This window comes from Paenibacillus assamensis DSM 18201, assembly GCF_000422445.1.
GTDB classification, from domain to species: Bacteria; Bacillota; Bacilli; order Paenibacillales; family Paenibacillaceae; genus Paenibacillus_B; species Paenibacillus_B assamensis.
On the sequence record NZ_KE383837.1, the window covers coordinates 638,620 to 663,360 of the forward strand.

General features: G+C 44.8%; 21 protein-coding genes. 2 read left to right on the forward strand and 19 right to left on the reverse strand.

All coding sequences use genetic code 11. The features are described 5' to 3' along the window. Positions 1–9: 9 nt before the first annotated feature. The 12 genes from dnaK to H580_RS0117310 form a co-directional block, all read right to left on the reverse strand. Entirely contained in the window at positions 10–1,851 is a 1,842-nt protein-coding gene (gene dnaK, locus H580_RS0117255) for a molecular chaperone DnaK (protein WP_028595891.1), read from the reverse strand. Positions 1,852–1,960: 109 nt separating this feature from the next. After that, positions 1,961–2,515: a nucleotide exchange factor GrpE gene (gene grpE, locus H580_RS0117260; RefSeq protein ID WP_157282964.1), complete on the reverse strand. Its 555-nt coding sequence runs from the start codon at positions 2,513–2,515 to the stop codon at positions 1,961–1,963. 109 nt (positions 2,516–2,624) lie between these two features. After that, the gene (locus H580_RS0117265) at positions 2,625–4,208 is read right to left on the reverse strand and encodes a TCP-1/cpn60 chaperonin family protein (protein WP_028595893.1); all 1,584 of its coding nucleotides are present in this window, start codon (positions 4,206–4,208) and stop codon (positions 2,625–2,627) included. A gap of 38 nt (positions 4,209–4,246) precedes the next feature. Next, on the reverse strand, positions 4,247–5,290 hold the full coding sequence (gene hrcA / locus H580_RS0117270) for a heat-inducible transcriptional repressor HrcA (RefSeq protein ID WP_028595894.1): 1,044 nt from the start codon (positions 5,288–5,290) through the stop codon (positions 4,247–4,249). Positions 5,291–5,417: 127 nt separating this feature from the next. After that, positions 5,418–5,885 (reverse strand): N-acetyltransferase, encoded by a 468-nt coding sequence (locus tag H580_RS0117275; RefSeq protein WP_028595895.1) that lies wholly within the window; start codon positions 5,883–5,885, stop codon positions 5,418–5,420. Between the two features lie 307 nt (positions 5,886–6,192). Then, complete coding sequence (gene hemW / locus H580_RS0117280) at positions 6,193–7,395, reverse strand: radical SAM family heme chaperone HemW (protein WP_028595896.1); 1,203 nt, start codon at positions 7,393–7,395, stop codon at positions 6,193–6,195. A gap of 147 nt (positions 7,396–7,542) precedes the next feature. Beyond that, positions 7,543–7,902, reverse strand: coding sequence for a hypothetical protein (locus H580_RS0117285; RefSeq protein ID WP_028595897.1), 360 nt, complete (start codon positions 7,900–7,902; stop codon positions 7,543–7,545). A gap of 160 nt (positions 7,903–8,062) precedes the next feature. Continuing rightward, positions 8,063–9,883, reverse strand: coding sequence for a translation elongation factor 4 (lepA, locus tag H580_RS0117290; protein ID WP_028595898.1), 1,821 nt, complete (start codon positions 9,881–9,883; stop codon positions 8,063–8,065). Positions 9,884–9,969: 86 nt separating this feature from the next. Continuing rightward, complete coding sequence (locus tag H580_RS0117295) at positions 9,970–10,422, reverse strand: hypothetical protein (protein ID WP_028595899.1); 453 nt, start codon at positions 10,420–10,422, stop codon at positions 9,970–9,972. Positions 10,423–10,492: 70 nt separating this feature from the next. After that, a complete protein-coding gene (locus H580_RS24650; protein WP_051217516.1) occupies positions 10,493–11,806 on the reverse strand; it encodes a stage II sporulation protein P in 1,314 nt (437 codons plus the stop codon). Between the two features lie 237 nt (positions 11,807–12,043). After that, entirely contained in the window at positions 12,044–13,774 is a 1,731-nt protein-coding gene (locus H580_RS0117305) for a sensor histidine kinase (protein WP_028595900.1), read from the reverse strand. A gap of 2 nt (positions 13,775–13,776) precedes the next feature. Then, on the reverse strand, positions 13,777–14,586 hold the full coding sequence (locus tag H580_RS0117310; protein ID WP_028595901.1) for a response regulator transcription factor: 810 nt from the start codon (positions 14,584–14,586) through the stop codon (positions 13,777–13,779). 298 nt (positions 14,587–14,884) lie between these two features. On the opposite strand from H580_RS0117310, the gene H580_RS0117315 reads away from it, so the two are divergent. Beyond that, positions 14,885–15,964 carry a M23 family metallopeptidase gene (locus tag H580_RS0117315; protein WP_157282967.1) on the forward strand — a complete coding sequence of 360 codons (1,080 nt, stop codon included), beginning with the start codon at positions 14,885–14,887 and terminating at the stop codon, positions 15,962–15,964. 77 nt (positions 15,965–16,041) lie between these two features. Here the strand turns inward: H580_RS0117315 and gpr are convergent, their stop codons facing one another. Continuing rightward, on the reverse strand, positions 16,042–17,043 hold the full coding sequence (gene gpr / locus H580_RS0117320) for a GPR endopeptidase (protein ID WP_028595903.1): 1,002 nt from the start codon (positions 17,041–17,043) through the stop codon (positions 16,042–16,044). Between the two features lie 267 nt (positions 17,044–17,310). On the opposite strand from gpr, the gene rpsT reads away from it, so the two are divergent. Further along, positions 17,311–17,583 (forward strand): 30S ribosomal protein S20, encoded by a 273-nt coding sequence (gene rpsT, locus H580_RS0117325; protein ID WP_028595904.1) that lies wholly within the window; start codon positions 17,311–17,313, stop codon positions 17,581–17,583. A gap of 217 nt (positions 17,584–17,800) precedes the next feature. On the opposite strand, the gene holA is transcribed toward rpsT, so the two are convergent. The 6 genes from holA to H580_RS0117355 all read right to left on the reverse strand — a co-directional run bounded on the left by holA (position 17,801) and on the right by H580_RS0117355 (position 24,645). Then, positions 17,801–18,841 carry a DNA polymerase III subunit delta gene (holA, locus tag H580_RS0117330; RefSeq protein WP_028595905.1) on the reverse strand — a complete coding sequence of 347 codons (1,041 nt, stop codon included), beginning with the start codon at positions 18,839–18,841 and terminating at the stop codon, positions 17,801–17,803. Between the two features lie 274 nt (positions 18,842–19,115). Continuing rightward, the gene (locus H580_RS0117335) at positions 19,116–19,343 is read right to left on the reverse strand and encodes a hypothetical protein (protein WP_028595906.1); all 228 of its coding nucleotides are present in this window, start codon (positions 19,341–19,343) and stop codon (positions 19,116–19,118) included. Beyond that, positions 19,343–19,669, reverse strand: a complete 327-nt coding sequence (locus H580_RS0117340; RefSeq protein ID WP_028595907.1) for a YbjQ family protein — start codon at positions 19,667–19,669, stop codon at positions 19,343–19,345. Before H580_RS0117340 ends, H580_RS0117335 begins: the two co-directional genes overlap by 1 nt. Positions 19,670–19,844: 175 nt before the next feature. After that, complete coding sequence (locus H580_RS0117345) at positions 19,845–21,269, reverse strand: anti-sigma factor family protein (protein ID WP_028595908.1); 1,425 nt, start codon at positions 21,267–21,269, stop codon at positions 19,845–19,847. Continuing rightward, entirely contained in the window at positions 21,266–21,817 is a 552-nt protein-coding gene (locus tag H580_RS0117350; protein WP_028595909.1) for an RNA polymerase sigma factor, read from the reverse strand. Before H580_RS0117350 ends, H580_RS0117345 begins: the two co-directional genes overlap by 4 nt. Positions 21,818–21,990: 173 nt before the next feature. Further along, a complete protein-coding gene (locus H580_RS0117355) occupies positions 21,991–24,645 on the reverse strand; it encodes a DNA internalization-related competence protein ComEC/Rec2 (protein WP_028595910.1) in 2,655 nt (884 codons plus the stop codon). Positions 24,646–24,741: the final 96 nt, after the last annotated feature.

The window sequence follows — 24,741 nt, forward strand, 5'->3', positions numbered from 1 at the left end:
CGAAGACGATTACTTCTTGTCTTCGTCAACAACTTCATAATCCGCATCTACGACGTTGTCTCTTTGTGCCGCACCGCTATCTTGAGCGCCTTGACCTTCAGCACCCTGTTGAGCTGCTTGAGCTTGCTCGTAAAGCTTCACAGACAACTGTTGAACTACTTCAGTAAGTTCTTCTGTCGCTGCTTTGATCTCATCCAGGTTGTCGCCTTCTAGCGCTTTTTTCACTTTTTCTTTAGCTTCGTTTGCCTTGTCAACGTCAGCTTGGTCTGCTTTGTCGCCAAGATCTTTAATTGTTTTCTCTGTTGTGTAAACGAGTTGGTCAGCGTTGTTTCTTACTTCAACCATCTCTTTACGCTTCTTGTCTTCTTCCGCATGAAGCTCTGCTTCTTTCATCATGCGGTCGATTTCATCATCAGACAAACCGCTGGAAGATGTGATCGTGATGTTTTGAATTTTGCCAGTACCTTTATCTTGTGCAGATACTTTAACGATACCGTTCGCATCGATATCGAATGTAACTTCGATTTGTGGAACGCCACGTGGTGCTGGTGGAATGTCAGACAAGATAAAGCGTCCAAGTGTTTTGTTGTCAGCTGCCATAGAGCGCTCACCTTGAAGCACGTGGATTTCTACGCTTGTTTGGTTGTCAGCATACGTAGAGTATACTTGAGCCTTTTGCGTAGGAATTGTTGTATTGCGCTCGATCATTTTCGTAAATACGCCGCCAGCTGTCTCGATACCTAGAGACAATGGAGTTACGTCTAGCAATACAACGTCTTTCACGTCACCAGTCAAGACACCTGCTTGAACAGCTGCACCAAGTGCAACAACTTCGTCTGGGTTAACGCCTTTGTATGGCTCTTTACCTGTCAACTTTTTGATTGCTTCTTGAACAGCTGGAATACGAGTAGAACCACCAACAAGAACGATCTTGTGGATGTCAGCTGGTGTCAAGCCAGCGTCTTGCATTGCTTGGCGTGTAGGAGCAAGCGTACGCTCTACCAAGTTCGCAGACAACTCTTCGAACTTCGCACGAGTCAAGTTAAGCTCCAAGTGTTGTGGAACGCCATCAACAACCGTAATGAACGGCAAGCTGATTGTTGTTGTCATCACACCAGACAATTCTTTTTTCGCTTTCTCAGCAGCATCTTTAAGACGTTGAACAGCTGCTTTGTCCTTACCTAGGTCAATGCCGTTCTCTTTCTTGAATTCTGCAACCAAATGGTCGATGATAACTTGGTCGAAGTCGTCGCCGCCCAAGCTGTTGTCGCCGCTAGTTGCTTTAACTTCGAAGAAGCCGTCGCCAAGCTCAAGAATGGATACGTCGAATGTACCGCCGCCCAAGTCATATACTAGGATCGTTTGATCGTTTTCTTTATCTGCACCGTATGCCAATGCAGCCGCTGTCGGCTCGTTGACGATACGAAGTACTTCTAGACCTGCAATTTTACCTGCATCCTTCGTCGCTTGACGTTGGGAGTCATTGAAGTAAGCTGGAACGGTAATAACCGCTTGTGTTACAGGTTGACCCAAGTAAGCTTCTGCATCTGCTTTCAACTTTTGAAGAATCATTGCAGATACTTCTTGTGGAGAATAGCTCTTGTCGTCAATTTTCGTTGGGAAGTTTGTACCCATATGACGCTTAATAGACATTACTGTACGATCTGGATTTGTGATCGCTTGACGCTTTGCTGTTTCACCAACAACACGCTCACCGTCTTTTTTGAAACCTACAACGGATGGAGTTGTACGTGCACCCTCTGGATTTGGAATTACGACAGCCTCGCCGCCTTCCATTACTGCCACACAAGAGTTTGTTGTTCCCAAGTCAATACCGATTACTTTACTCATGAAAAGTGACCTCCTTAACGTTATGCAGCTTCGCAAATAGTGGTTATTGCCGCTGCGTAGAATGTTTTATAGTTACTATTAAAAATTGAATTTGCTTTGATCTACGGAACTAGGAGCTTACTTTGACCATTGCTGGACGCACAACGCGATCTTTCAGCATGTATCCTTTTTGCAGCTCTTCTACGACGATGCCTTCTTCATGCTCATCGGACTCCACTTGCATAATCGCTTGATGGTACTCCGGATTGAACGGCTCGCCTACCGCTTTAATCGCAGTTACACCCTCTTGCTCCAACACTTGCTGGAACTGGCGGAATATCATATCGACACCTTTCGAGAACGAATCGCTATCGTTAGATGGATTCGTGGAAAGTGCGCGCTCAAAGTTATCCAATATCGGAACGAGGTCCGTAACGAGCTTGGAAGATGCGTATTTCGCCAAGTCTTCCTTCTCTTTCAGCGTGCGGCGACGGAAGTTATCGTAATCTGCTTGTACGCGCAGCATACGTTGATAGTTCTCTTCCGCTTCTGCTTTCGCTTGCTCCAATGCTGCTTGAAGGTCGTTTGACTCCTCGCCACCAACCTCAGCAGCAGCTTCTGTTTGCTCTTGCTCGAAAGCAGTTGCCTCCTGCTCTTGCAGGTTCGCATCTTGTTCTTGTTTCAACTCCTTCACCTCCCCTATGTAGTAAACTTAACTTCTCTATCAAGATGACTTGCGTCATTGATCTCATTCATCTTATTGATGATTATATGGACTCATTGATGAAATGCCCTCATTGCTCTCTGCTTGAAGTGCTATCGCGCATTTTGATTACCGTATGAATGCGAAGGACTGCTGCGGCTACTTCACCCGCCGCACGCAATGCATGCAGCTTCACGCGCGCTGGATCAACGATGCCTGCTTCCATGACAGGCAGCAGGGCGCCTGTATCGCAGTCGATGCCAATGGCATCATTGCCTGCGGCGGTCTGCGCTGCGCGCGCTTCCTCGAGCTTCTCCAGCGGATTGTAGCCGGCATTAAGCACCACTTGCGCCATCGGCTTGCGCAGCGCTTCAGCGACTGCGGCAATGCCGAACGCCTCCATGCCGCGCACCGTCTCGCGATAGCGCTCCAGCGCGTAGGACACCGCCAATTCGGCGGTGCCTCCGCCCGGCAGGACGCCGCCTTGAATGGCGGCCTGCAGCGCGGAGGCTGCGTCGGCGGCGATGCGTGCCCGCTCGCCGACAATCTCGCGCGTGCTCGCACCGACGAGCATCGTCACCTGCTTCGCGGCTCCTGCCGCAGGTGACGATGCAGACGGTGACGGCTGTGGCGATGCATACAGCCGCACGCGCTCCAGCCGTTCGTCATAGCGAACGGCTGGCGTCCGCCCGAGCATCGCTTCGAGCTCGTCGACGGCCTTGCTTAAGGCCGTCCGCTTGAGCGGCTTCGCTCCCGTGAGCTGCGCCACACGCTTCACCTGCTCGCGGCTTACGCGCTGCACGACCATAATCTCATGGTCGAAGCAGAACTGCTCTGCCTCTGGGTGAATGCTTCGCTCTAAGACGATGAGGCCAACACCAAGCTGCTTCAACTGCTCCAACTGTAGCATAAAAGCACGCTGCAGCTGCATATACTGCTGGAAGCCAGCTTCTGTAGAGAGCACCTGCTCATCAAGCTCCTCCGGCACAAGTCCGTCCTGCAAGACGAGTACTCGACAATCAGATTGCTCAGACAACCATTCATAATGAAGCGGCTTCTGCTTCAATAACAAACCTTCAAAGCATTCGTTGTCAGCTAGCTCGTGAGCTTCTACCGTATCTGCCAAGCGGAAGGAACGGCTCTTTAGCGTTTCCCACCCTACTTGTCTGCCTGCGTTCAGCACAAGCTGCACGATGTCTTCTTGTTCACGCCCTGCTATATAAACAGCCTGCCTCAGCAATGGGTCGTCCCAGCCTTGTAAAACTATAGACCGTTCACCCAGCAGTTGCGAAGCATAAGCAACGCCCTGAAGAATGCCTGCCACAACTTTTGCCGCAGGAACGCCTCGCATCACTTGCTGCACACCCGCTTCCACTAACGCTCCCGCAAGCACCGTCGCTGTCGTCGTCCCGTCTCCAACTTCCTGCTGTTGAGCTCGTGCAACCTGAATAACAAGTTTGGCAACAGGATGCGTCACATCCATTCGATCAAGGATAGTGACACCATCATTCGTTAATATGATATCCCCCTGCGCTCCGACCAACATAACGTCCAGCCCTTTCGGACCTAATGTGCCTTCTACGGCTGAGCACAAGGTGCGAACCGCTTGAGCATTGTTGAGGAGCGTCGCATAACGCTCATCACTGTCCTGCCTTGAAGATGGATGCTGCGCCATCGAACTCCTCCTTTCTGATTCTTGACGATTCTTCAAACTTACTTATGATATCGTTCCATAAATACAGCTAGCTGCTGAGATACCTGCTGCATCAAATTAATGACCTTGGCATATTCCATACGAGTTGGACCAAGAAGCCCGATCGTCCCAAGATTTTGTCCATGAACAGAATACGTTGCTGTAATTAAACTGCAATTCGAAATTGCGGCATGTGTGTTTTCCTGACCAATCCTCACTTGGATACCCGTTCCTTGCTCCTCTCCGCCCGGTGCCCCGATTACTTTAATCAGAGCAGGCGTTTCCTCAAGCAGCTCCCAGATTGTCTTAATCCGATCGACGTCTTTGAACTCTGGCTGGTTCAGCATATTCGTCGTTCCACTCAAGTACACTTCCCGATGAGCCTCATCACCGCTAAGAACAGTCTCAACCAGTGAAATCATCTCTTGGGCATGAGATACGTATTTATTCATCTCATCGCCAATTTCTTTGTACAGCTGAGATCTCAACTTGATGAGTGGAACACCCGCCAACTTCGTATTCAGCAAATTCACAACCTTGTCTAACTCTGAGGTTGAGATGCCTGGTGGAATCGCCACTGTCTTATTTTCAACATGTCCTGTATTCGTCACAATGATCGCAACCGCCGTATCTTCATTCAGCGGCAACAGTTGAAAATGTCTTAAGGTCGTATCGAACATACCCGGCCCAAGTGCGATCGACGTATAATTCGTTAACTGGGCTAGTGTAGAAGCTGTATGTTGAACAACTTGTTCCATCGCTGTTATTTTTTCCGCGAACATCGATTTCAATCGATGTACTTCTTCCTTGGATAAATCATCCAAACGAACAAGATGATCGACATAATAACGATATCCCTTGTGTGAAGGGATGCGCCCTGCTGACGTATGAGGCTGCTCAAGAAAACCAAGCTCCTCAAGATCCGCCATCTCGTTCCGTATCGTCGCCGGGCTATATCCAACGTCGCCACGCTTCGAAATGCTGCGTGAACCGACTGGCTCTGCCGAGCTAATGTAGTCATCTACTATCGCTGTTAATATAAGTCGCTGGCGTTCCGTCAACATACGCATCCCTCCAAATATAAGTATAGGCAGCTTACTGCCATTCCGAACTTCCTCTTCGTTAGCACTCATCGGCGTCGAGTGCTAACCGATATAACAAAAATACCAAACGGACAAGACGATTGTCAAGTCAGTTCAGTACTTTAAGCACTGCTATTTCATCACAGCAATGTTGTTTGCTGCAATGGATACAATCCTTCCATACTTTTTCAGGAAAAATCTCTTTCTCTACAACCGTAAAACCATTCTTCTCGAAAAAACGAACTTCATAGGTTAATGCCATTACCTTAGTCAGTCCTCTTTCCTTAGCCATCTGCAGTAAGGAGTCCATGATCATACTGCCAATCCCTTTTCCTTGATAGCCCGGAGATATCCCTAACGATCGAACTTCAACGAGATCTTGACCTAGCTGACATAACGATCCGCACCCGACCAGCTCTCCTTCCGCTTCAACAACAACGAAGTCTGGGATTAAAGTTGCTAGTATTTCACGTGTACGCGGTAACATAATAGCTTGAACCGCATAACCTTGTATTAATTGATAAAGCGCCTCTACATCGCTCTCTGTCGCCGAGCGGCAAACAAGCGTCGTGGTCATCTTACCTTCACCTCTGGATGGTAGTGATTGCAAATATGAATACGAATTAATATACATCATTATGCATAATATTTCAATCCTGTTTCATAAAAAACATTCCCGCCTTTCGTCTGTTTTTTCCACAGCACAAGGCCTTTTTCAAACCTATATATAAAATAAAAGAGAGGCGCCACAACGGCACCTCTCTTTCATAAAAGCTTGATTCATTCTGTTCACTGCATGAAGCTGTTATAACTTACAGGTTTGGAGCACATACGACTTTCTTGCGTGGAAGCCAAGTCGCGATACTTTCGAAACAGCCTTATTTCTATTCCTCAGTAAGCACACCAACAAATGTACCGAAAACATCATTACCGAACAGCACACCCCGATCTGTCAATCGATATCCGATATCTGTTTGCTCGATCAACTCAGAAGCAAGCAGCTTCTTCAATTGAGTTCCAAATACATCGTCAAAGTCACGACCGCCAAATTGTGCTTGGAAGCTAGAACGGTTAACTCCTTCATGCATGCGCAAACCAACCATCATAAAGTCTTCCATCGCTTCCTGCTCATCTACTTTAAACGTATCGAGTCGAGGCAAGCCATGCTTGCACGCTTCATTATAAGGATTCACGCCCTTTATATTGATATGACGCTGTCCTTGTACATAACCATGAGCACCAGCACCGATACCATAATAATCTTCATTTCGCCAATACGTCTGATTGTGACGGCTCTCATAGCCTGGCTTAGCAAAATTACTGATTTCATACTGCACATATCCTGCTGCTTTCATTCGCTCCATAATGAGCAAGTACATCGCTAGCTCTGTCTCCTCACTAGGCAGCGGCAGCTGATTGCGGCGGAACATCGTATGGAACAATGTATTTTCCTCTACCTTTAAGCTGTAAATCGACAAATGCGGGAGATCCAGCTCAAGCGCACGATCCAAGCTGTGCGACATCATTTCCAACGTCTGATTCGGCAATCCGAACATCAGGTCGATCGACATGTTCTCATAACCGACACGTCTCGCCGCCTCAATACTACGGTATACATCATCTGTATGGTGAATACGTCCGATATCTTTGAGCAGCGTATTATTAAATGATTGCACGCCAAAACTGATGCGATTTACACCGCCAGTCATCATGACACGCAGCTTCTCTTCATCCGTCGTACCTGGGTTAGCCTCCATACTGAACTCAATATTTTCATTCCAGTGCGGGAAATGGGTACGAACAGACTTAAGGAAAAATTCCATCTCTACTGGATTCAACACAGTAGGCGTTCCTCCACCTACAAAAATCGTATCGATCGTCCCAGCAGGTTGTTGCTGCACCGTATATGCCATCTCACGATCCATCGCCTGCAAATGCTCCATCACGGGCTGGTCTTTCAGAACGTAAGAATTGAAATCGCAATAAAAGCATTTATTTGTACAAAACGGTATATGAATATAGACAGCCCGCGGCGAGTGGCTTGCCTGTACTTGCTGTTGAATAGATGAGTCCGCTGAAGCCGTCATAACTTCCTCCTCGTTGCTTTCTTTTATGTAGTACAGAATAGCACACTCCTATACGGTTCTCAATCATAAGCCATCTACAAATAAAAGAGACATGCCCTTTTCTGGATTAACCCAAACTCCAATAGGACATCTCTCTCGTTCCGTTCATCATATTCTTCTAAAGCCTTGTGGCAGCGTACCTGTTCTACGAATTTCTCTTACCTGCGCTTCACTCAAGCGAATATTGGATGAAATAAGGGATTCAACATCATTGCCAGCAATCAGATCATCTAAATCAGGGATGTTTCGACTCCCTCTATAGATACGGAAATTTCCTTTGAAATTAATGCGAGTAAACAATACCAAGGTTGCATTCGCACTTGTGGAAAAGAATCGTAAACTCTCTACTTCATCTGTGTTCGTTAATCCTAAATTTCCGTTTAGAATACGTGTCCTGCCTCGATAATTTTCTTCAGAATAAAGTGTTAACCTCGGATATACCACTTGCGAGATTTTAACTTCGTCCATTGTCCTCCCTCCTTCCTTATAAAATAACATATGGCTTGTCATGGAGTTTGGCTTGGACAACCAAATCATTTTCAAAAAATCGAATAAACACAAAGAACCGCACCTATTAGGCACGGTTCACTGTTCAAAGCACTCAGATCTAGACAAGTATGCTCGCTGCTTACTTGCTATCGTCAATCTTAAGAACCGCCATGAACGCTTCTTGCGGAACCTCAACGGAACCGACTTGCTTCATGCGCTTCTTACCTTCCTTCTGCTTCTCCAACAACTTACGTTTACGGGAGATGTCACCACCGTAACATTTCGCCAATACGTTTTTACGCATCGCTTTAACCGTTTCACGAGCAATAATCTTCGTTCCGATCGAAGCTTGGATCGGTACTTCGAACATTTGACGCGGAATCAATTCGCGCATCTTCTCACAAACGACTTTACCACGTGAGTAAGCACGGTCTTTGTGAACGATGATGGACAAGGCATCCACTTGCTCACCGTTAAGCATAATATCCATTTTCACGAGGTTCGAACGGCGGTAACCGGACAACTCGTAGTCGAAGGACGCATATCCGCGCGTACTGGACTTCAACTGATCGAAGAAGTCATACACAACTTCTGACAATGGAATCTGATACGTAATGGTAACGCGAGTCGCATCTAAATACTGCATATCTACGAACTCACCGCGCTTGCCTTGGCAAAGCTCCATAATTGCACCAACATAATCGTTAGGAACGATAATCGATGCTTTGACAAATGGCTCTTCTACAAAATCGATCTTCTGCTGATCTGGATAGTTAGAAGGGTTATCAATACGCAGCTCTATTCCATCTGTCTGCGTAACTTTATAAATAACGCTTGGCGCTGTCGTAATCAACGGAATGTTGAACTCACGCTCGATACGCTCTTGAATAACGTCCATATGCAATAGACCCAAGAATCCACACCGGAAACCGAAGCCAAGCGCGGTCGATGTTTCTGGCTCGAATGTTAGAGATGCATCATTCAGTTGCAACTTCTCCAACGCCTCACGCAGATCGTTATAGTCTGTCGTCTCAATCGGATATAGACCACAGAATACCATCGGGTTAATCTTGCGGTAACCTGGCAATGGCTCTGCTGTAGGTTTTTTCGCGTCTGTAATTGTATCACCGACACGTGTGTCACCGACATTTTTAATACCAGCAACGACGAATCCTACATCACCGACATTCAACTCATCGACGATTGTCATACGCGGCTTGAATGCACCGACTTCGATAACTTCGAACGTTTTGTCCGTTGCCATCATTTTGATCTTGCTGCCGGCACGAATCGCACCATTCACAACACGAACATAAACGATTACGCCCTTATACGGATCATAATGAGAATCGAAAATAAGCGCCTTCAACGGCTCTTCTGGATCTCCTGTAGGAGCCGGAATCTTAGTAACGACTTGCTCCAAAATTTCACGAATACCGATACCTGCTTTGGCAGAAGCATGAACAGCATCCGAGCAATCCAAACCGATTACATCTTCTACTTCCTGCTTAACACGCTCAGGATCTGCACTTGGCAAGTCTATCTTATTGATAACAGGAATAATTTCCAGGTTGTTATCAAGTGCCAAATATACGTTAGCCAAAGTCTGTGCTTCGATACCTTGCGCAGCATCAACAACCAGCAATGCCCCTTCACAAGCTGCCAAACTACGGGAAACTTCATACGTGAAGTCGACGTGTCCTGGCGTGTCGATCAGGTTCAAAATGTATTCTTCTCCATCGTCCGCCTTGTAAGTAAGACGAACCGCTTGCAATTTAATCGTAATACCACGTTCGCGCTCCAGATCCATCTGGTCAAGCACCTGTGCTTGCATTTCACGGGAAGTTAGTGCTCCCGTATATTCCAGAATACGATCGGCAAGCGTGGACTTCCCGTGGTCAATATGTGCAATAATACAAAAATTGCGAATTTTCTTCTGTCGTGACAGCAATTCCGTCATTCGATCTAATACCCCCACCACTGTGCCAAGTTTCAATTGTTTTATTATACCGAATAACGCCGCCGGCATCAATGGCGCAGTAACATTTAGAACAATCCGTCGAATATTCCTACAACAGCCTGGATTCCTGCTTCAGACAATCTAGATAAGAAACCAGCTGTTTTATCCGCTAATTTGTTGACCGGAGGCTCTTCAATTGGAGGTAGTCCCAGATGCTCAGGCATCTGCTCCTCCCATTCTTCTTCAGCAGCCTGCTCCTCATTACGATGATTCACTTCAGATACAGGCTTTAGTTGTCGATTCCATTCTGTTTCCCAACGTGCAGTTGGTTCGGTTGAACCTGGTTGCACATTCCACTGCTGCTTTTCTAAATCCTGCTGTCCACTGTCAGACAGCTCAGATGATGCCTCCGTGACGGCAGTTTGCGGCATAGGGCCATACACCCTCTCGATACCTAGACGCGTCCATTCCATACCAACTAAGACGCCAATAATGGTGAACAGAAGCAAAACCGTAAGGCGCGGAACAATACGTTTCATCTCCTAAACCTCCATTTCATTAGGTACCGAATCACAATAGAAGGTGTATCCCAAAATGTGCTGTCTTAACCTAACCAATAGAGGTAGCAGCATTCGTATCGTCAAGCAATTGTTCTGGAGAGTAAGCCGAATAGGCTTTCTTCCCTTTGTTGCTATCCGCATTCACTGGTTTCGTTACTGGCTTATCTCCCTGCTGCCTATGCACGATATCAGCGATTAGATCTGCCAGTAAATCCACCGTCCGGTAGCTCTCCTCCAACGTATTGTCGATACCGCCTATTTCCACAATGACACTGTTTGGAGATATAGACTGATTGTACTCACCGTTGCCTTGAGCAGCCGACTTGCCCCAAATGCCACGAGAGATGCCAGGATAATCTTTTTCCAACCTGCTATGAATTTCTGAAGCGAACTTCTCGTTCTTCTTCCAGTTCGGATTGCGATGTCCAATAATAAAGTATACTTGGGCATATGATTTATTATTAATCGTCACGGTTGAATCTTCCCGACGAAGCGCATCGCGATGAATATCAAAAAAGAACTGTAAATCTTTATGCTGCGACATCGCTTCTTTAATCGTGCTATGTGAATATTTATAAGACTGATTCCATTTGTATCCTTCCACACTGGATGCATAATCTTTATCGGAATGCGCAGCTCCTACCCCTCGCTTCTCTAATTGATCCTGAAGTCGTTTACCAACAAGTGTAATGTTCAATTCAGCATCGTTTGGATTGGAGCTTTTGCTTTTTAATACTGGATTCCAAGATTCCCGGTTATGCGAGTGATAAATGAACACGACTTTATTGCTCAACTGTGAAGAAGGCTGTTTCGTGCCAGCGGAATCTTTACCCGCCCCCCCCGGCAATGGCTTGATCCTATCATCCTGTGATGACTGAGGATCGTCTTCACCTTGCGTAAGTTGATTAGGCAAAGGCATATAATCAGCAGGGCCTTTCGCATACTGATTCCCCTCTGGAAGCCGTAGTGGAACAGTCTGTTCACGATTGGCCCGTGGCAATTCTCCTGCTAGCAATGTTTTAGGATCAAGCGGATTCATATTGGTCATCAAACGAACCAACAGCCTCGCTGCATCCTTGCTATTCCATTGCAATTGTTGTGCAGAATCGGGTACACCTGGCATCTCCATCGCAATCGCGTTCATAAATAGTTGCGCAGGCATTTGAGCTGCCATGCCTTTCATACCAGCCAAAGGAGTAGACTGCACCTTCTGCTCAGCAATAACCCCTATGCCAATTACGATGAAAAAAGCAGCTGAAGCAACCGCCATCAACATAAACATCCGCCCGGATAAAATGAGCGGCTCCCACTTCTTCAAATTCTGTTTATTCCAACGATTATTATTTTCATCATTCCATTCCATCTATTTGTTCGCCTCCTTGCCTGCTGTCACCGTCTTTCATTCGGATAACACAACCTTGCGAGAAACCTTTGTTGAACAGCTGCGAAAATGAAGGGCGAAATGAGTAGAGTATTGTTTCGCATCCTATTACATTCTCGTAATCTCTCAATATTGCATAGGCTCTGCAAGCAAGTGCATGGAATGAAAGATTGCTATTAGTAGACTCTATGAGGACAAACAAAATACTAGAACTAAAACCTAATTTCTCGGGAAATAAAAACGAATAGTCGTTCCTTTTCCTATCTGACTCTGTACAGAAACTTCACCTTCATGCGCTTCTATTAATTGTTTCGTAATAGCCATACCAAGACCGCTGCCTTGATCCGTCGTATCTGTAGATGTCCCGCGGTAATATCTTTGGAACAAGTTTTGCTGGGCATGCTCATCCATACCACGTCCATCATCCATAAACAGAATGGTCGTTCCTGCTTCATTTTGCTCGATAAATACCGTCACTGTCGTTCCTGATTCGTTATGAATCCAAGCATTCATACACACATTTTCTATTGCCCGTACAAAATATCGAACATCAATGTTCAGCATAATCGATTGCGGAGAAGGGTTAAAAATGATTTTCGCTTCTGCATCAGCCGGCACCGGCAGCAGTTCATGGACGATACTAGACAGCCAATCATTCATTTCGGTCTCCACTCGATCCATCGGTAAGGCATTGCTTTTTAATTGATAGGTTAAATTCAAATCTTGAATAAGCTCATCCATTCGCTCTGCTTTCTGTTGAATCAGCATACTAAACTCCATTCGCTCTGCTTCACTCCAGTCATACTGGTTAGCATTCAATAGATGAGCATAGCCAATAATAGAAGCTAATGGCGTCTTAAGATCATGAGTCAATCCCGTCAACCATTGCTCTCGCAGCCGTTCATGCTGTTCTCGGTCACTTTCAGACTGCTGTAATCGGCCAGATAACGTACGCAATGCCTGCCAAACATCGCTATATATCCGATAATTAAGCTTTAACCTCCCCTTACGATTAAGCGAAGGATACTTTCCAGATAGGTTCCGTGGCTCCTCGTATTGATGATTAGACATCGCTTCTGCCCATCTCATAAAATGAGCAAGTGGACGACCAATTCGACTACTTTCCCACCATGCCATGATGACAAACAGAAGCAGCATTGAGAGTACGACAGCCCCGATGCCGACCATCCATATCTCCATTTCGCTATGTAAGCGCATGCCTGACATCATCACATATGGCTCTGCCTCCGACGGTGAATAAGGCATCCGAACAATCCATGTTTCTCCTGAGTTTGGATTATACTCGAAAGCAACTCGCTCACCATAATGATTCTCATAGATAGCACGTAGCACCAATTCATATGGACTAATTCCACTTTCAACACCTTTAGGCTTATTCCAACTCTCCAATTCATCGCCTTCCGCATTCACCAACTGCACCCAAGCCGATGCCGATTTTAATATTTCTTTTGCCTGTTCAGAATCTTCTATCCATGAGTCCAACAAATGCTCCTCTTCTGACTTCTCACCATAAATGAGCATGATTTCATAGTCACCAATAGGCCTCAAATAAGCGTATACGTCATATGGAAATGGAACTTTTTGATGCATATAAGAGGCAAGCTCTCCTGCCTTATACTTCTTAGGCACATCGTCAGGAACGAAAAATTCATGTAAAACAGCTCCGCTTGAATCTGCAATCTGAAGCCACCCTCCGCTAACCTTCACTTGTTGCATCAACTGCTCATCCCATTGAAGCTGTCCATTTGTAATCGAAATCGAATCTACCAAATTGTCAAATCCATGATTCGCAAAACTCCGGTTCATATTTAGAGCCATCGTACGATCTACAATCCATGAAAATGCGATGACAACACTAAGAAGCAAAGCGATCGAAATAAACAACCACTGTCTAATATAATGCCATGCAAGTCTTTGAGTCGCCTTCACGATTAACCCTCCTTGCGTTTTGGACGGGAGAGCAGCTTATAGCCCATTCCGCGTACCGTAACGAGGTAGGATGGTTCACTCGGCATTTCCTCAATCCGTTCCCTAATTCGATGAATATGTACCATGACCGTGTTGTCGTCTTTGACAGCATCCAAGCCCCATACTTGTTCATACAGTTCGCCTTTGGAAAAAATCCGATTCGGATGCTTGCACAAATAGAGCAGCAGTTGGAACACCATCGCTGGACAATCCATAGATTGACCAGCAACAATTAATTCGCCAGCTTGCTCATCAACTTGGAATCTACCGAAATCATATATGTCTCTAGTAGATTGCGACGTATATGAAGTCCGCTCTTCATTTATAGATTCTAAAGCCGCTCTATCATGTTTCGATAACGAATCTACGCTTCCTTGAGCATGCTGAATGGCTTGCTGATAAGATAAATGTCGCTTCAACTGTACCTTCACTCTCGCAGCTAACTCCAGCGGATTGAACGGCTTCGTCATATAATCGTCTCCTCCAAGAGCGAAGCCAGTTAACTTATCCAAATCCGTCGTGCGGGCGGTCACAAATAAAATAGGCGCTTCTGTTTTCAGTCTAAGAAGAGGAGCGATCTCGAATCCACTTCTTCCGGGCAGCATCACATCTAATATGATACAGTGCAGTTGAATTTGTTCATTTATGAGTAGAGCTTCTTCTGCATTTGAAGCTGTATGTACGTTTACAAATCCTTCTTTATTCAATACGGTTACGACGAGCTTCTGCAAAGCTAACTCATCTTCGACGATAAGGATATGTGCTTGCTGCAAATCTTTCATTATGTATGTCCCCCTTCTACTAATAATTAACATGTTCCAAATAAGTAAAATCATCATATCATATGACCCAAACCTGTAAACTAGGGCGCTATACGCTACACCATACCACGCTATGCTTACCTTTCCTCTAACAGTTCCTTAACGGAATCTTAACAACCTTTATTTTTAACCAATATATTACATAAATCATTTATATTCCGTTTCGCTGCACGTAAAAGTAAACCTTTATTATTCATATTAGAGAAACGAAAACAAACAAAAACGAGCCACTCACAAAGGAGATTGCATAATGAAAAAGAGCGTAGACGTTACAAACCATTCAAACCTTACAAGGAAAAATAGAACATCGCTATCACGTTCAACAGCAGCTATGCTTGCAACTCTACTTTTTTCTTCTCTATTGCTAGGCGGATGTGTCGATAAAGAAGCGGAGGCAGCTACGCAACATGTAACGAAAGCAAATAAGGGGACTTTGACTGCGGAAAAAAAGAAACCGATCACAGCAACTAAAGAAAATTTTGAAAAATGGGTATCGGCACATGATGGTCGCTCCCTGCACGCAGCATTAGTAGCAAGTTTTCAAAAAGATGTCAGCCAAAAAGATATTCAGCAGCTTTTAGAATCTTTCTGGACAAAAGGAGAGAAGCCTCGTTATGTAGGGCAGCGATTTTCACCCGAAGGTTTCATTGTTGAATCCTGGACAAACAAAGATAAAAGCAAACTTATTTTAGCAATGATTAAAAACGGGAAAATACAGTATTTACTCATGCCGCCACCTTTAAAGTTTCCAGAGACAGACTCCTATCAAACGAAAACGACTTTCCAGCTTCCATTTGATGGCGAATGGTTCGTAGCCTGGGGCGGTCACAATGTAATCGAAAATTATCACTACGCTTATGATACACAACGCTATGCACTTGACCTTATCGTAACGAAGAACGGAAAAAGCTTTAAGGGCGATGGCAAAAAAAATGAAGACTATTACGCATTCGGTAAAAAAGTGTTGTCCCCTGCGGGCGGAACCATCGTTGATGTAGTAACTGATATCCCAGACAACATGCCCGGAAAGATGAACTCAGAACAAACTGCTGGCAACTATGTCATTATTGATCATGGCAACAACGAATATAGTTTTTTAGCACATTTCAAGCAGAATACGATCAAAGTCAAGAAAGGCGACAAGGTCAAAACTGGTGACTATCTGGGAGACTGCGGCAATTCAGGCAACTCAAGTGAGGCGCACATTCACTATCAAGTAAGTGACAAACCAAGCTTGGAACTTGGTCGTTCATTGCCTCCACGTTTCGCAAAAGGAATTTTCCCTGTACAAGGTCAAATACTAAAAGGCCAGTCGCCAACAAATAAATAAAATGCTCTACACAAAAAACCTTTCCTGTAAGTGAGAGATTTCAATAATCTCTACCCTTACTAGGAAAGGTTTTTTCATTAATGCGTATAAGCAGCTACATTATTCGTATCCACCGCTTCATGAAGTGCAGCATTCAAGCCGCTGGCAATAATATTCGCCATGTCCTCAATAAATTCATCGACCTCTTTAGGTGTTACAATGACATCATGTCCCAACGGTTCCAACACTTCTTTTACAAGCTGCAAACGTTCTTGCTCTGATACTTCATCTAAAAGACCAATAACGTCTCTTGATTTTACATTTTCATGCTTAAAATGCTCTTTCATCAGCTCAATTGCATTATTTACAATCGTTGAGGCATAGCATACAGTTGGCACACCAATTGCAATACAAGGGATACCAAGTATTTCTTTCGTCAATCCTTTACGCTTGTTACCGATCCCAGAACCTGGATGAATACCGATATCAGCAACCTGTATCGTCGTATTGACCCTTTCCAAAGCCTTTGATGCTAACGCATCGATTGCAATAATAACATCAGGACGCGTCTTTTCCACGATAGCATGCACAATTTCACTAGATTCGATACCCGTTGTCCCGAGTACACCAGGAGCTACAGCACTAACTTGTCTATAACCTGGACTTACTTGCTCAGGCACGAGTTCAAAATAATGCCTTGTTACTAATATATTTTCTACAACCATCGGGCCGAGCGCATCCGGCGTTACATTCGAGTTACCTAATCCGACGATTAATACTTTGTCAGTTGACTTTACTCCTGCATCTATTAAATATTTTTCAAATAGTTGAGCAAACTTCGTCGCGACTCGATCTTGCAAGTCAGAGTCTTTTTTACGCAAGGCAGGCACTTCTAATGTCAAATACCGCCCTTGTACGCGCCCCATTACTCGAGAACCTTCTTCATTATATACATTCAAGTTGGTTACTTTAATTCCCGCCACATTCTCTACATGTTCCTCCACACCAGGTAGTGGCACATGGATATCAGGCTGCGCCATTTCACGAGCTTCGAGTGCTAAGTCCGTTCGTACCGAATACTTGTTCAAATCTGCCGTCATCGTCTTCCTCCCGTCAAAACATCTTGTGCTCTCGCTATTATGCGCAAGTTGTTCATTCCATTATGCGTAAGCTTACGTAAATTCCTCGATAAACTCGCGTCAAATCGCGGGATTTCCACGTAATGGGAGGTGCTGCCAGTATGGGTTGTGTGTTGCTTTTTACTATACATCATGATAGAATACTTTAAGTTGTGAATCATTTCATTCAGACCTTGTTCTGTGGAATTGATTCTATTGTCGCACTACGATGCAACGGAGGTGAAAGCAATGCCAAACATTAAATCCGCTGTTAAACGCGTAAAAACAAACGACAAACGTCGTATGTTGAACGCTTCCCAAAAATCCGCACTTCGTACAGCTGTTAAAGCTGCTGATGTCGCTTTGACAACTACTGAAGTGGAAACAGCTAAAGCAGCTGTAGCTTTGGCTTCCAAGAAATTGGACAAAGCTGTGACTAAAGGTTTGATCCACAAAAATGCGGCTGCCCGCAAAAAATCTCGCTTAGCACAAAAATTGAACGCTTTGACTGCACAAGCATAATCAAAGCCTTTCATACTTAGCTTAAAGCGCAAAAAAAGGCTGTCCTACTGGACAGCTTTTTTTATTTGCATACTTACGATCCATTTTCTATAACTAGGAATATATTCAGCAGGAAATCTTCTCGAGTCTCTTCTAGCAGACTCGATCCGACCTCTCAGTATTCTTAATCTCTATGTCTTCCTTCTCTTTACGCAGCATGTTCTAGAAGAAATACGATCTAGTGCAGCTTATGACGAGGCACGCCGCTGCTAAGTCTCATAATGAACAGCTCCAGCCCTAGCGTCTTTTCCACACGTCCGCTCTTCATTTCATAATCCAACTCCGCTGCCTCTGTGAGCCATGCTGCCAACGCACTGGCTGGATGTGAGCGCGCCTGCTCTGCTGCCATCTTAACCGCATAGGGATGCAATCCTAACTGAGATGCTGCCTGCTGCTGACTAAAACTTTGGCCAGTCAGTTCTTTCACTTGCAGCATAATACGAAGTTGGCGAACAATAAGGGCAACGATCTTGATAGGTTCTTCCTTCTGCTTCAACAATTCATGTAGAGTAGAAAGAGCCCGATCCGTACGTTTCCCTATTATATCTTCTACCAGCTGAAACACATTTTGTTCTGTATTTTTAGGAACCAAGCTTTCAACTGCATGAACATCTATTTGCTGACTTTGACCTACATACAGACACAGCTTCTCCATTTCACTCGATAAAGCTTGCAGCTTCGTTCCAGCACTTCGAATAAGCACATCTACCGCTTGCTCCTCAATGATACACTGACGCTGCTCAGCTTGCTTTATTACCCACTGCACCAGTTCTTCCGCACTGAATGGATTAAACGCTAGTACAGCGTCAACCGACTTGGCAGCCTTTGACGTCTTCTTGCGCTCGTCAAGCTTTTCCCCCTGCACCATAAAGATAATAATCGTGGTATCCATCGGTTCCGCCATATATTGCAGCAAACGATCGGTACGATGCTCCATCTTCCCGTCCTTGCCCGTACCAAAAATCGACTGGTCCTTCACAAGAATCACTTTCCGCTCAACGAGAAACGGCGGTGTTTCCGCTTCTTCTACAACTAGCTCAACCGGCATTTCAGATGTATCCATCTTCGTAATCGCCAATTCACGATTATCTTCAGGCACGAGCTGCTCCAACATAAACTGAACGAATTCATCCATTCGATATTTTTCTGAACCATATAACACATAGAACGGTTGTGCTTGGCCCTTCTTAATTTGCTTCACAGCCGTCTTCAAATCCACGTACCATTCCTCCTTAACATCTGTACCGATCATATCAGACTTAAGAAGAAAAACAAAGGGATTGAACGGCAATCCGATCAATCCCTTTGTCCCCAACATCTATGATAAACGTCTGTGTGGAGAAGGCCTAGGTCCTCCTCGCAGACGGTTACACGACGACGGGTCCGTTACTAGTTATGTGTTGTTTCTTTCTGCTAATACTATACGCAGGTCATGCTTCAAGTGTGCAGCATCCCGTGCAATTTTATGTTGAACTTTTCCATTCCATAAGAACTCATTCAGCTTTATAAAACCGCTCTCCTGTACGAGGGTTATAATACACTCTTACCTTTTGCCCTGTTCGTGGATCAATACTTACTTCAGATGTACGTTCATATCCATTTGGCACGTCGTCCTTATCTGATTCATTTCGATATCTGCGATCTTTGAATCGTGCAACAATAAGTAACACAAGGAGTATCAATGCCTGAACACCAAAATAAACCCACAGAAATTTGTCCATTATGCTTTAACTTTCTCTACGACAACGGCAGTGCCATAAGCTACAATTTCCGTCATGTTGCTGCCTGCTTCACCAGAATCAAAACGAACCATTACAATCGCATTGGCACCCATGGCTTGAGCATTTTGCACCATACGATCCATTGCCTGTTTACGAGCATCTTCCAGCATTTCAGTATATTGTGTAATCTCACCACCAACAAGTCCTTTAAACGCTGCCATAATATCTTTACCTAGCCCTCGTGCACGTACAGTTAAACCAAATACAGGACCAATTACTTCCTTCACCTCATAATTTGGAACGCGTTCAGTTGTTACGATTAACATACTATCGCCCCTCATCCGTTGATTTATTATTTCATACGGAGAAGCGATACATATGTTTCAACTTCTATCTGAAATAAATGAAATGCCTCATACGCAAATTCAAATGTCTGATAACAAGAAAACAGCCTACTGTAATTAGCTAGGCTGCTTCTTAGCAAGCATTAAATGAAACTATTTACGGATTGGAACCCGCACCTGCATTAGGATCTGGGTTCACCGTCGGATCTCCACCTGGTTCCGTCGCTGGAGTATCTCCATTCACTGGTGAGGGGCTCTCATTTGCTGGAACTCCTTGCTCTGTCTCCAATGAAGGCAAAGTTGGAGATTTAGCATGGTCCTCACTTGGTTTAGCTGGAGCATCAACTTTGTGCAGACCTTTATTATCTACCTGATACACAACGTCTTTTATCTTTCCATCCGCTACCCAAGCCGTGACAGTGATCTGCTTACTATCCTCGCTCCACTTTATCTGCTCAGGCGTATCAGCGAAATCCAAAATCTGTACAATCACCGGGCTCTCATTCTCATATCGATACAGCATAAGCTGTCCGTTGATCCAACGTACGGTGTAACTTTTATCTGGGGAATGGGAGTCTATAGATGCACTAAACAAAGATGCTTCTTTACCGTCAGGGACGATGCTTTTTTTATCCCTTCCTTCGGACTCACCTGCACCATCTGTAATCCCATGCCCTCCTTTTGGAGGCTGTTGTTTATCTTTATCACCTTGAGGCTTCGTATCTGGCGTCTCAGTGATTGCAGGTTTCACGGTTTTGGGATTCGGCTGTGGCTGATTCCCTTTATTTCCGTTCCTACTAGAAGGCTGTTCACTTCCATTGTCTGTTGGATTAACAGGACTTATTCTGCTCGTAGTTAGCGGCTTCGACGAATCTTCATTTGTTCCCGGCTGCTCCATCTGCTCACGATTAGATTCATTGCTCTCCTGTTCTGGCCCAATGGCATCTTGTGCATCGATTTGACCTGGACTATCACCATTACCATTATGGTTTGGGTCCGTTTGATTAGATTCATTAGCAGCAGCTTCACCACCAACCTCTGTCGATCCTTGCTCTGAGGAAGGATCCGTAGAGTTCGCAACCTTTTCTTCATTTTTGTGAAGAGAAAGTTCTTTAAAGTCTGCACTCTCTTGCGAAACGGGCTGATAATTAATAACAAACAATCCTACTATTAATCCTGCTGCAATAACGCCGCTGACTGCTTTCCATTTGAACCACTTGTTCGCACGTACGGTTGGGATGGCGCTTCCATGTACGTTCTTAGCCCTGCTTAATGTTTCCTCTTGAGAATTGGATTGCTGCATAAGCGGCACAGATGCTGCTACAATCGGATTCTCTTCTGCTTGAGGTGCGTTTGCTTTTTCTCGATCAAGTTCATCTAGTTGAGGCAATATGGCATCAACCAAGCTATAAGCTGGTTGCACTTTAGGAAGCTCCACTAATTGTTGATGTAGACGTGACAAGCGTTCAAACATCTCGGCACAGGCGGGACAACGGCGCATATGTTCTGTCAGCAGGTTATGGTCGTATTCCATATCATCCAGCTTTAATTGCATCATTTCCATCACCTCTGAACAGTTCACCCTCGCACACCACCTTTCTCATAATCTTGTAGCATCGTTTGCAATTGTTGACGCGCACGGAATAGATAAGACTTCACGGTATTCAACGGAATGTCTAAGCTATCCGCAATTTCGTTGTAAGAGAAGTCTTGTAGGTACCGCAAAACGACGACTGTTCTATGGTGCTCAGGTAGGCGGTCGATGGCCTCACGTATATCTTGAGCCGCATAGGCGGATAACACTTCTTTCTCCACACTTTGATCCCCGAGAAACACCAGATTATGCTCATCAATGGAGACCGTGGGACGGGCACGTCGGAATTTATCAATACAAATATTCGTTACAATTCGTTGTACCCATGTCTTAAATTGAGCTTTCTCCTCATAAGAGTTAATCTTGGAGTATATACGAATCAATGCCTCTTGGGACGCGTCCATGGCATCTTGCTCGTTGTGATTCAATACGTAATAAGCCGTTCGATACACATACGGTTCTATTTCTCGCAAAAGGGTGATTAGAGCCTCGCGATCACCGGATTGAGCGGCTCGTATGAGACCTTGCTCTATCACTTTGCCCCCCCTCTCTTGCATATCCATTGACGCAGCGTAAGCGCAAATGGTTGCAGTCAGATTTTATTTTTTGCCACCCAATAACTGGGCCTGAATAGAAGCAGCAGGAATATAGAAAATAACAGTTACCATTATGTATGAGTCCGCCAAGCTTCTATTGTAAATGAATGTCTCTACTGTGCAATCCTATCACGTTTCATTCTCATCTTCAAACCTAGTCTGGTAGACTTATATTGCACCTCACCATGAAGGTCAGTACGAAATATAACACTGTCTACACGCGATAGTTCTCTTAATACCTGCGGATGAGGATGACCGTACAGATTGTTTCTTCCTGCTGATATAACAGATGTTCTAGGCTTCCATCGATCCACCCATTCTGGAATTGTTGAGGAACGACTGCCATGGTGCGCGACTTTTAATACATCGATCCTTTCGGGATATGGGCTCCCCTGTTGTTCCCTCTCCTTATCATTCATTAGTAAAATCATCTCTTCATCAGCTCCGATATCGCCAGTAAGCAAGAAAGTACTCTTACTCTTCCCTTCACCTAATGTCAGCAGCAGTACTAACGAGAATTCATTTTGCTCCTCTTCAACGTCAAGCTGCGTACTGGATGCCGTGACTGAAGAGGACGGATGCCATACATCAATTCGGGTATCCGGATCAACTTGCCAGCTTGTTCCCGTTTTCCATCCAATTATAGATATATGACGCTCAAGTGCAATACTATACAACTCACGCATAACGGAAGAAGATTTCCACGTTCCATTCATAACTAGCCGATCTGCTGGTATATGTTTAAGAACCGCTCGCAAACCACCTGCATGGTCAGCATCTCCGTGTGTAACAACAACCGCATCCAAATGCCGAACTCCCCGCTGCTTTAACAGAGGAACAATCCGCTTCTCGCCTACCTCGTACGGATCACGTCGCTGCTTCCAAGCTTCCTTTGCCTTGCCAAACTTTATTTCTCCGCCTCCATCAATGAGGATATTGCGGCCAGAAGCTGTGCGTATCAAAATGCTATCCCCTTGTCCCACATTCAGAAAAGATACTACGGTCTCCTCAGGCCTTCCTGCGTGGTACCCAGCATAAAGTAAAGAAGAAAGTAAACTTATAGTGCACACAAGACCAACATAGATTGGTCGCCGAGAAACTGGTTGTAATACAATAAAGTTCGCTAACGGCATCGTATCAGGTATTAAATTTTCATCTTCTACTAACCTATGTTGGGCTAAATCATTGCAATAAGTATGGCTTTGTCTTTGTCTTTGTCTTAGACTTGCACCTAGCTTCAGCAGTACAAATAACAATACATAATATCCAACTATCCAAGCTGCAGAGAGCTTCGGCCAAATAACACTTGTCCCCTCCCACTGTGGCAAATAATGAACCAGCGCAAATGTCCATTCATTCCCGATTCGCACCATAATAGCAAGACCCTCTGCTAAGGGCATGTACAAATAGCTTATCAATAAAATGATTGTACCAAGTGGAAGAATTACCAAGCTTATGAATGGGACAAGCACTATATTCACGCCTAGCGATAGAAGTGACACTTGATTGAAATAATAAATGGTTAAAGGAAAAGATACGGCCTGAGCTACAATAGACACAGCTAAAGAAGAAGTCAGCCATACTGGCCAACTAGCAGGAAGGAGTCTCGTAAATAAGGGCACACCGATGATAAGACCAGCAGTTACAGCAAAAGACAGCTGAAAACTAACATCTACTGCATAATAAGGATTCCACAACAACATCATTAGCAACACCGCAGACAAAATATGAAGCCCATCACGCAGCCAACCTTGACGAAGCCCAATGAGGACAAGTATGGACATAAAGCCAGCACGAAGAATAGATGGAGAAGCCCCTGTAAACAAAACATAAAGAGGAATAAGAACGATAACTACCGTTAATGCCGACTCCTTAGGTAATCTCAACCAACGAAGCAAATACAAGCATCCTCCAACAAATACAGCCACATGCAACCCTGATATGGCTAGAACATGAGTCAATCCTAGTTGAGAAAATGAACGCTCCAACTCTAGATCAAGATCACTGCGTAACCCTAATATTAATCCTTGCAAATAACTGCTCTGTTCCACAGGAAACAACGCGTCAAACTGGGAAGCACTGTGTAGCCGCAGCTGTTCAACGGCCCCCATCCAGTGCTCCCAGTCCATCATGTCTGCTGAATCATTTATTTGTACAGACTGTGCTCCTTTGACTTGAAAAACTCCATAAATATGCTGATGTTTTAAATAGCTCCTGTAGTCAAACACCCCAAAGTTGTCTGCATCTGAAGGCAGCTTCAGCTCACCTTCTAAGCTTATATTTGCGCCCCTTTTCCATTGAGCAGCTTGCTGCAATTCAATTTCTTCTAAAAGCTTTATTTGCACGAATACAAGCTCAGAAGTAGGCTTTATCCGATTCTGATTATGGCTAAAAGTACGTACACTAAGTCGAAATTGTACCCGATCTCCGTCTCGCTCAACACCTGAAGCAATCGTACCTTCCATTGTCCCGCTCCATGCTTCTTCTGCCACCTGCCGATCATCAGGCAGAACGTTCACTAACATCGGAAGTTCCGAAAGCTGCCTATTGTCATACCAACAATAGTAGCTAGCTGATACTAACATAGCCAATAGACATAAACAGCCAATTCTCCAGCTCAGCCATTTTAAACGATCCAGCAGCGGAAGCAGCAGACCTAACCCAATCAAACTCCATACGATATCCACAAAAGCCATCGTAATCGCAAAATAAATGCCAAACACCCAGCAGCAAGCTGCCGTAACGATAGGTCGCCGTTCGATAGTCATCTCCCCTTCTCTTCCCTTCTGTACAAATTCTATACCTTCATCACGATTTACGAAAAACAAAAAACCTTGCTGCCAACTACGTAAATGCAACGATTT

Excerpts from the sequence above, each read along its gene's own strand:
- H580_RS24650 (WP_051217516.1), bottom strand. The coding sequence starts at position 11,806 with ATGGAATGGAATGATGAAAATAATAATCGTTGGAATAAACAGAATTTG.
- H580_RS0117285 (WP_028595897.1), bottom strand. The coding sequence starts at position 7,902 with ATGGACGAAGTTAAAATCTCGCAAGTGGTATATCCGAGGTTAACACTT.
- lepA (WP_028595898.1), bottom strand. The coding sequence starts at position 9,883 with ATGACGGAATTGCTGTCACGACAGAAGAAAATTCGCAATTTTTGTATT.
- rpsT (WP_028595904.1), top strand. The coding sequence starts at position 17,311 with ATGCCAAACATTAAATCCGCTGTTAAACGCGTAAAAACAAACGACAAA.
- H580_RS0117265 (WP_028595893.1), bottom strand. The coding sequence starts at position 4,208 with ATGGCGCAGCATCCATCTTCAAGGCAGGACAGTGATGAGCGTTATGCG.
- gpr (WP_028595903.1), bottom strand. The coding sequence starts at position 17,043 with ATGACGGCAGATTTGAACAAGTATTCGGTACGAACGGACTTAGCACTC.
- H580_RS0117355 (WP_028595910.1), bottom strand. The coding sequence starts at position 24,645 with ATGACTATCGAACGGCGACCTATCGTTACGGCAGCTTGCTGCTGGGTG.
- H580_RS0117335 (WP_028595906.1), bottom strand. The coding sequence starts at position 19,343 with ATGGACAAATTTCTGTGGGTTTATTTTGGTGTTCAGGCATTGATACTC.
- H580_RS0117275 (WP_028595895.1), bottom strand. The coding sequence starts at position 5,885 with ATGACCACGACGCTTGTTTGCCGCTCGGCGACAGAGAGCGATGTAGAG.
- H580_RS0117295 (WP_028595899.1), bottom strand. The coding sequence starts at position 10,422 with ATGAAACGTATTGTTCCGCGCCTTACGGTTTTGCTTCTGTTCACCATT.
- H580_RS0117340 (WP_028595907.1), bottom strand. The coding sequence starts at position 19,669 with ATGTTAATCGTAACAACTGAACGCGTTCCAAATTATGAGGTGAAGGAA.
- dnaK (WP_028595891.1), bottom strand. The coding sequence starts at position 1,851 with ATGAGTAAAGTAATCGGTATTGACTTGGGAACAACAAACTCTTGTGTG.
- H580_RS0117315 (WP_157282967.1), top strand. The coding sequence starts at position 14,885 with ATGAAAAAGAGCGTAGACGTTACAAACCATTCAAACCTTACAAGGAAA.
- hemW (WP_028595896.1), bottom strand. The coding sequence starts at position 7,395 with ATGACGGCTTCAGCGGACTCATCTATTCAACAGCAAGTACAGGCAAGC.
- hrcA (WP_028595894.1), bottom strand. The coding sequence starts at position 5,290 with ATGTTGACGGAACGCCAGCGACTTATATTAACAGCGATAGTAGATGAC.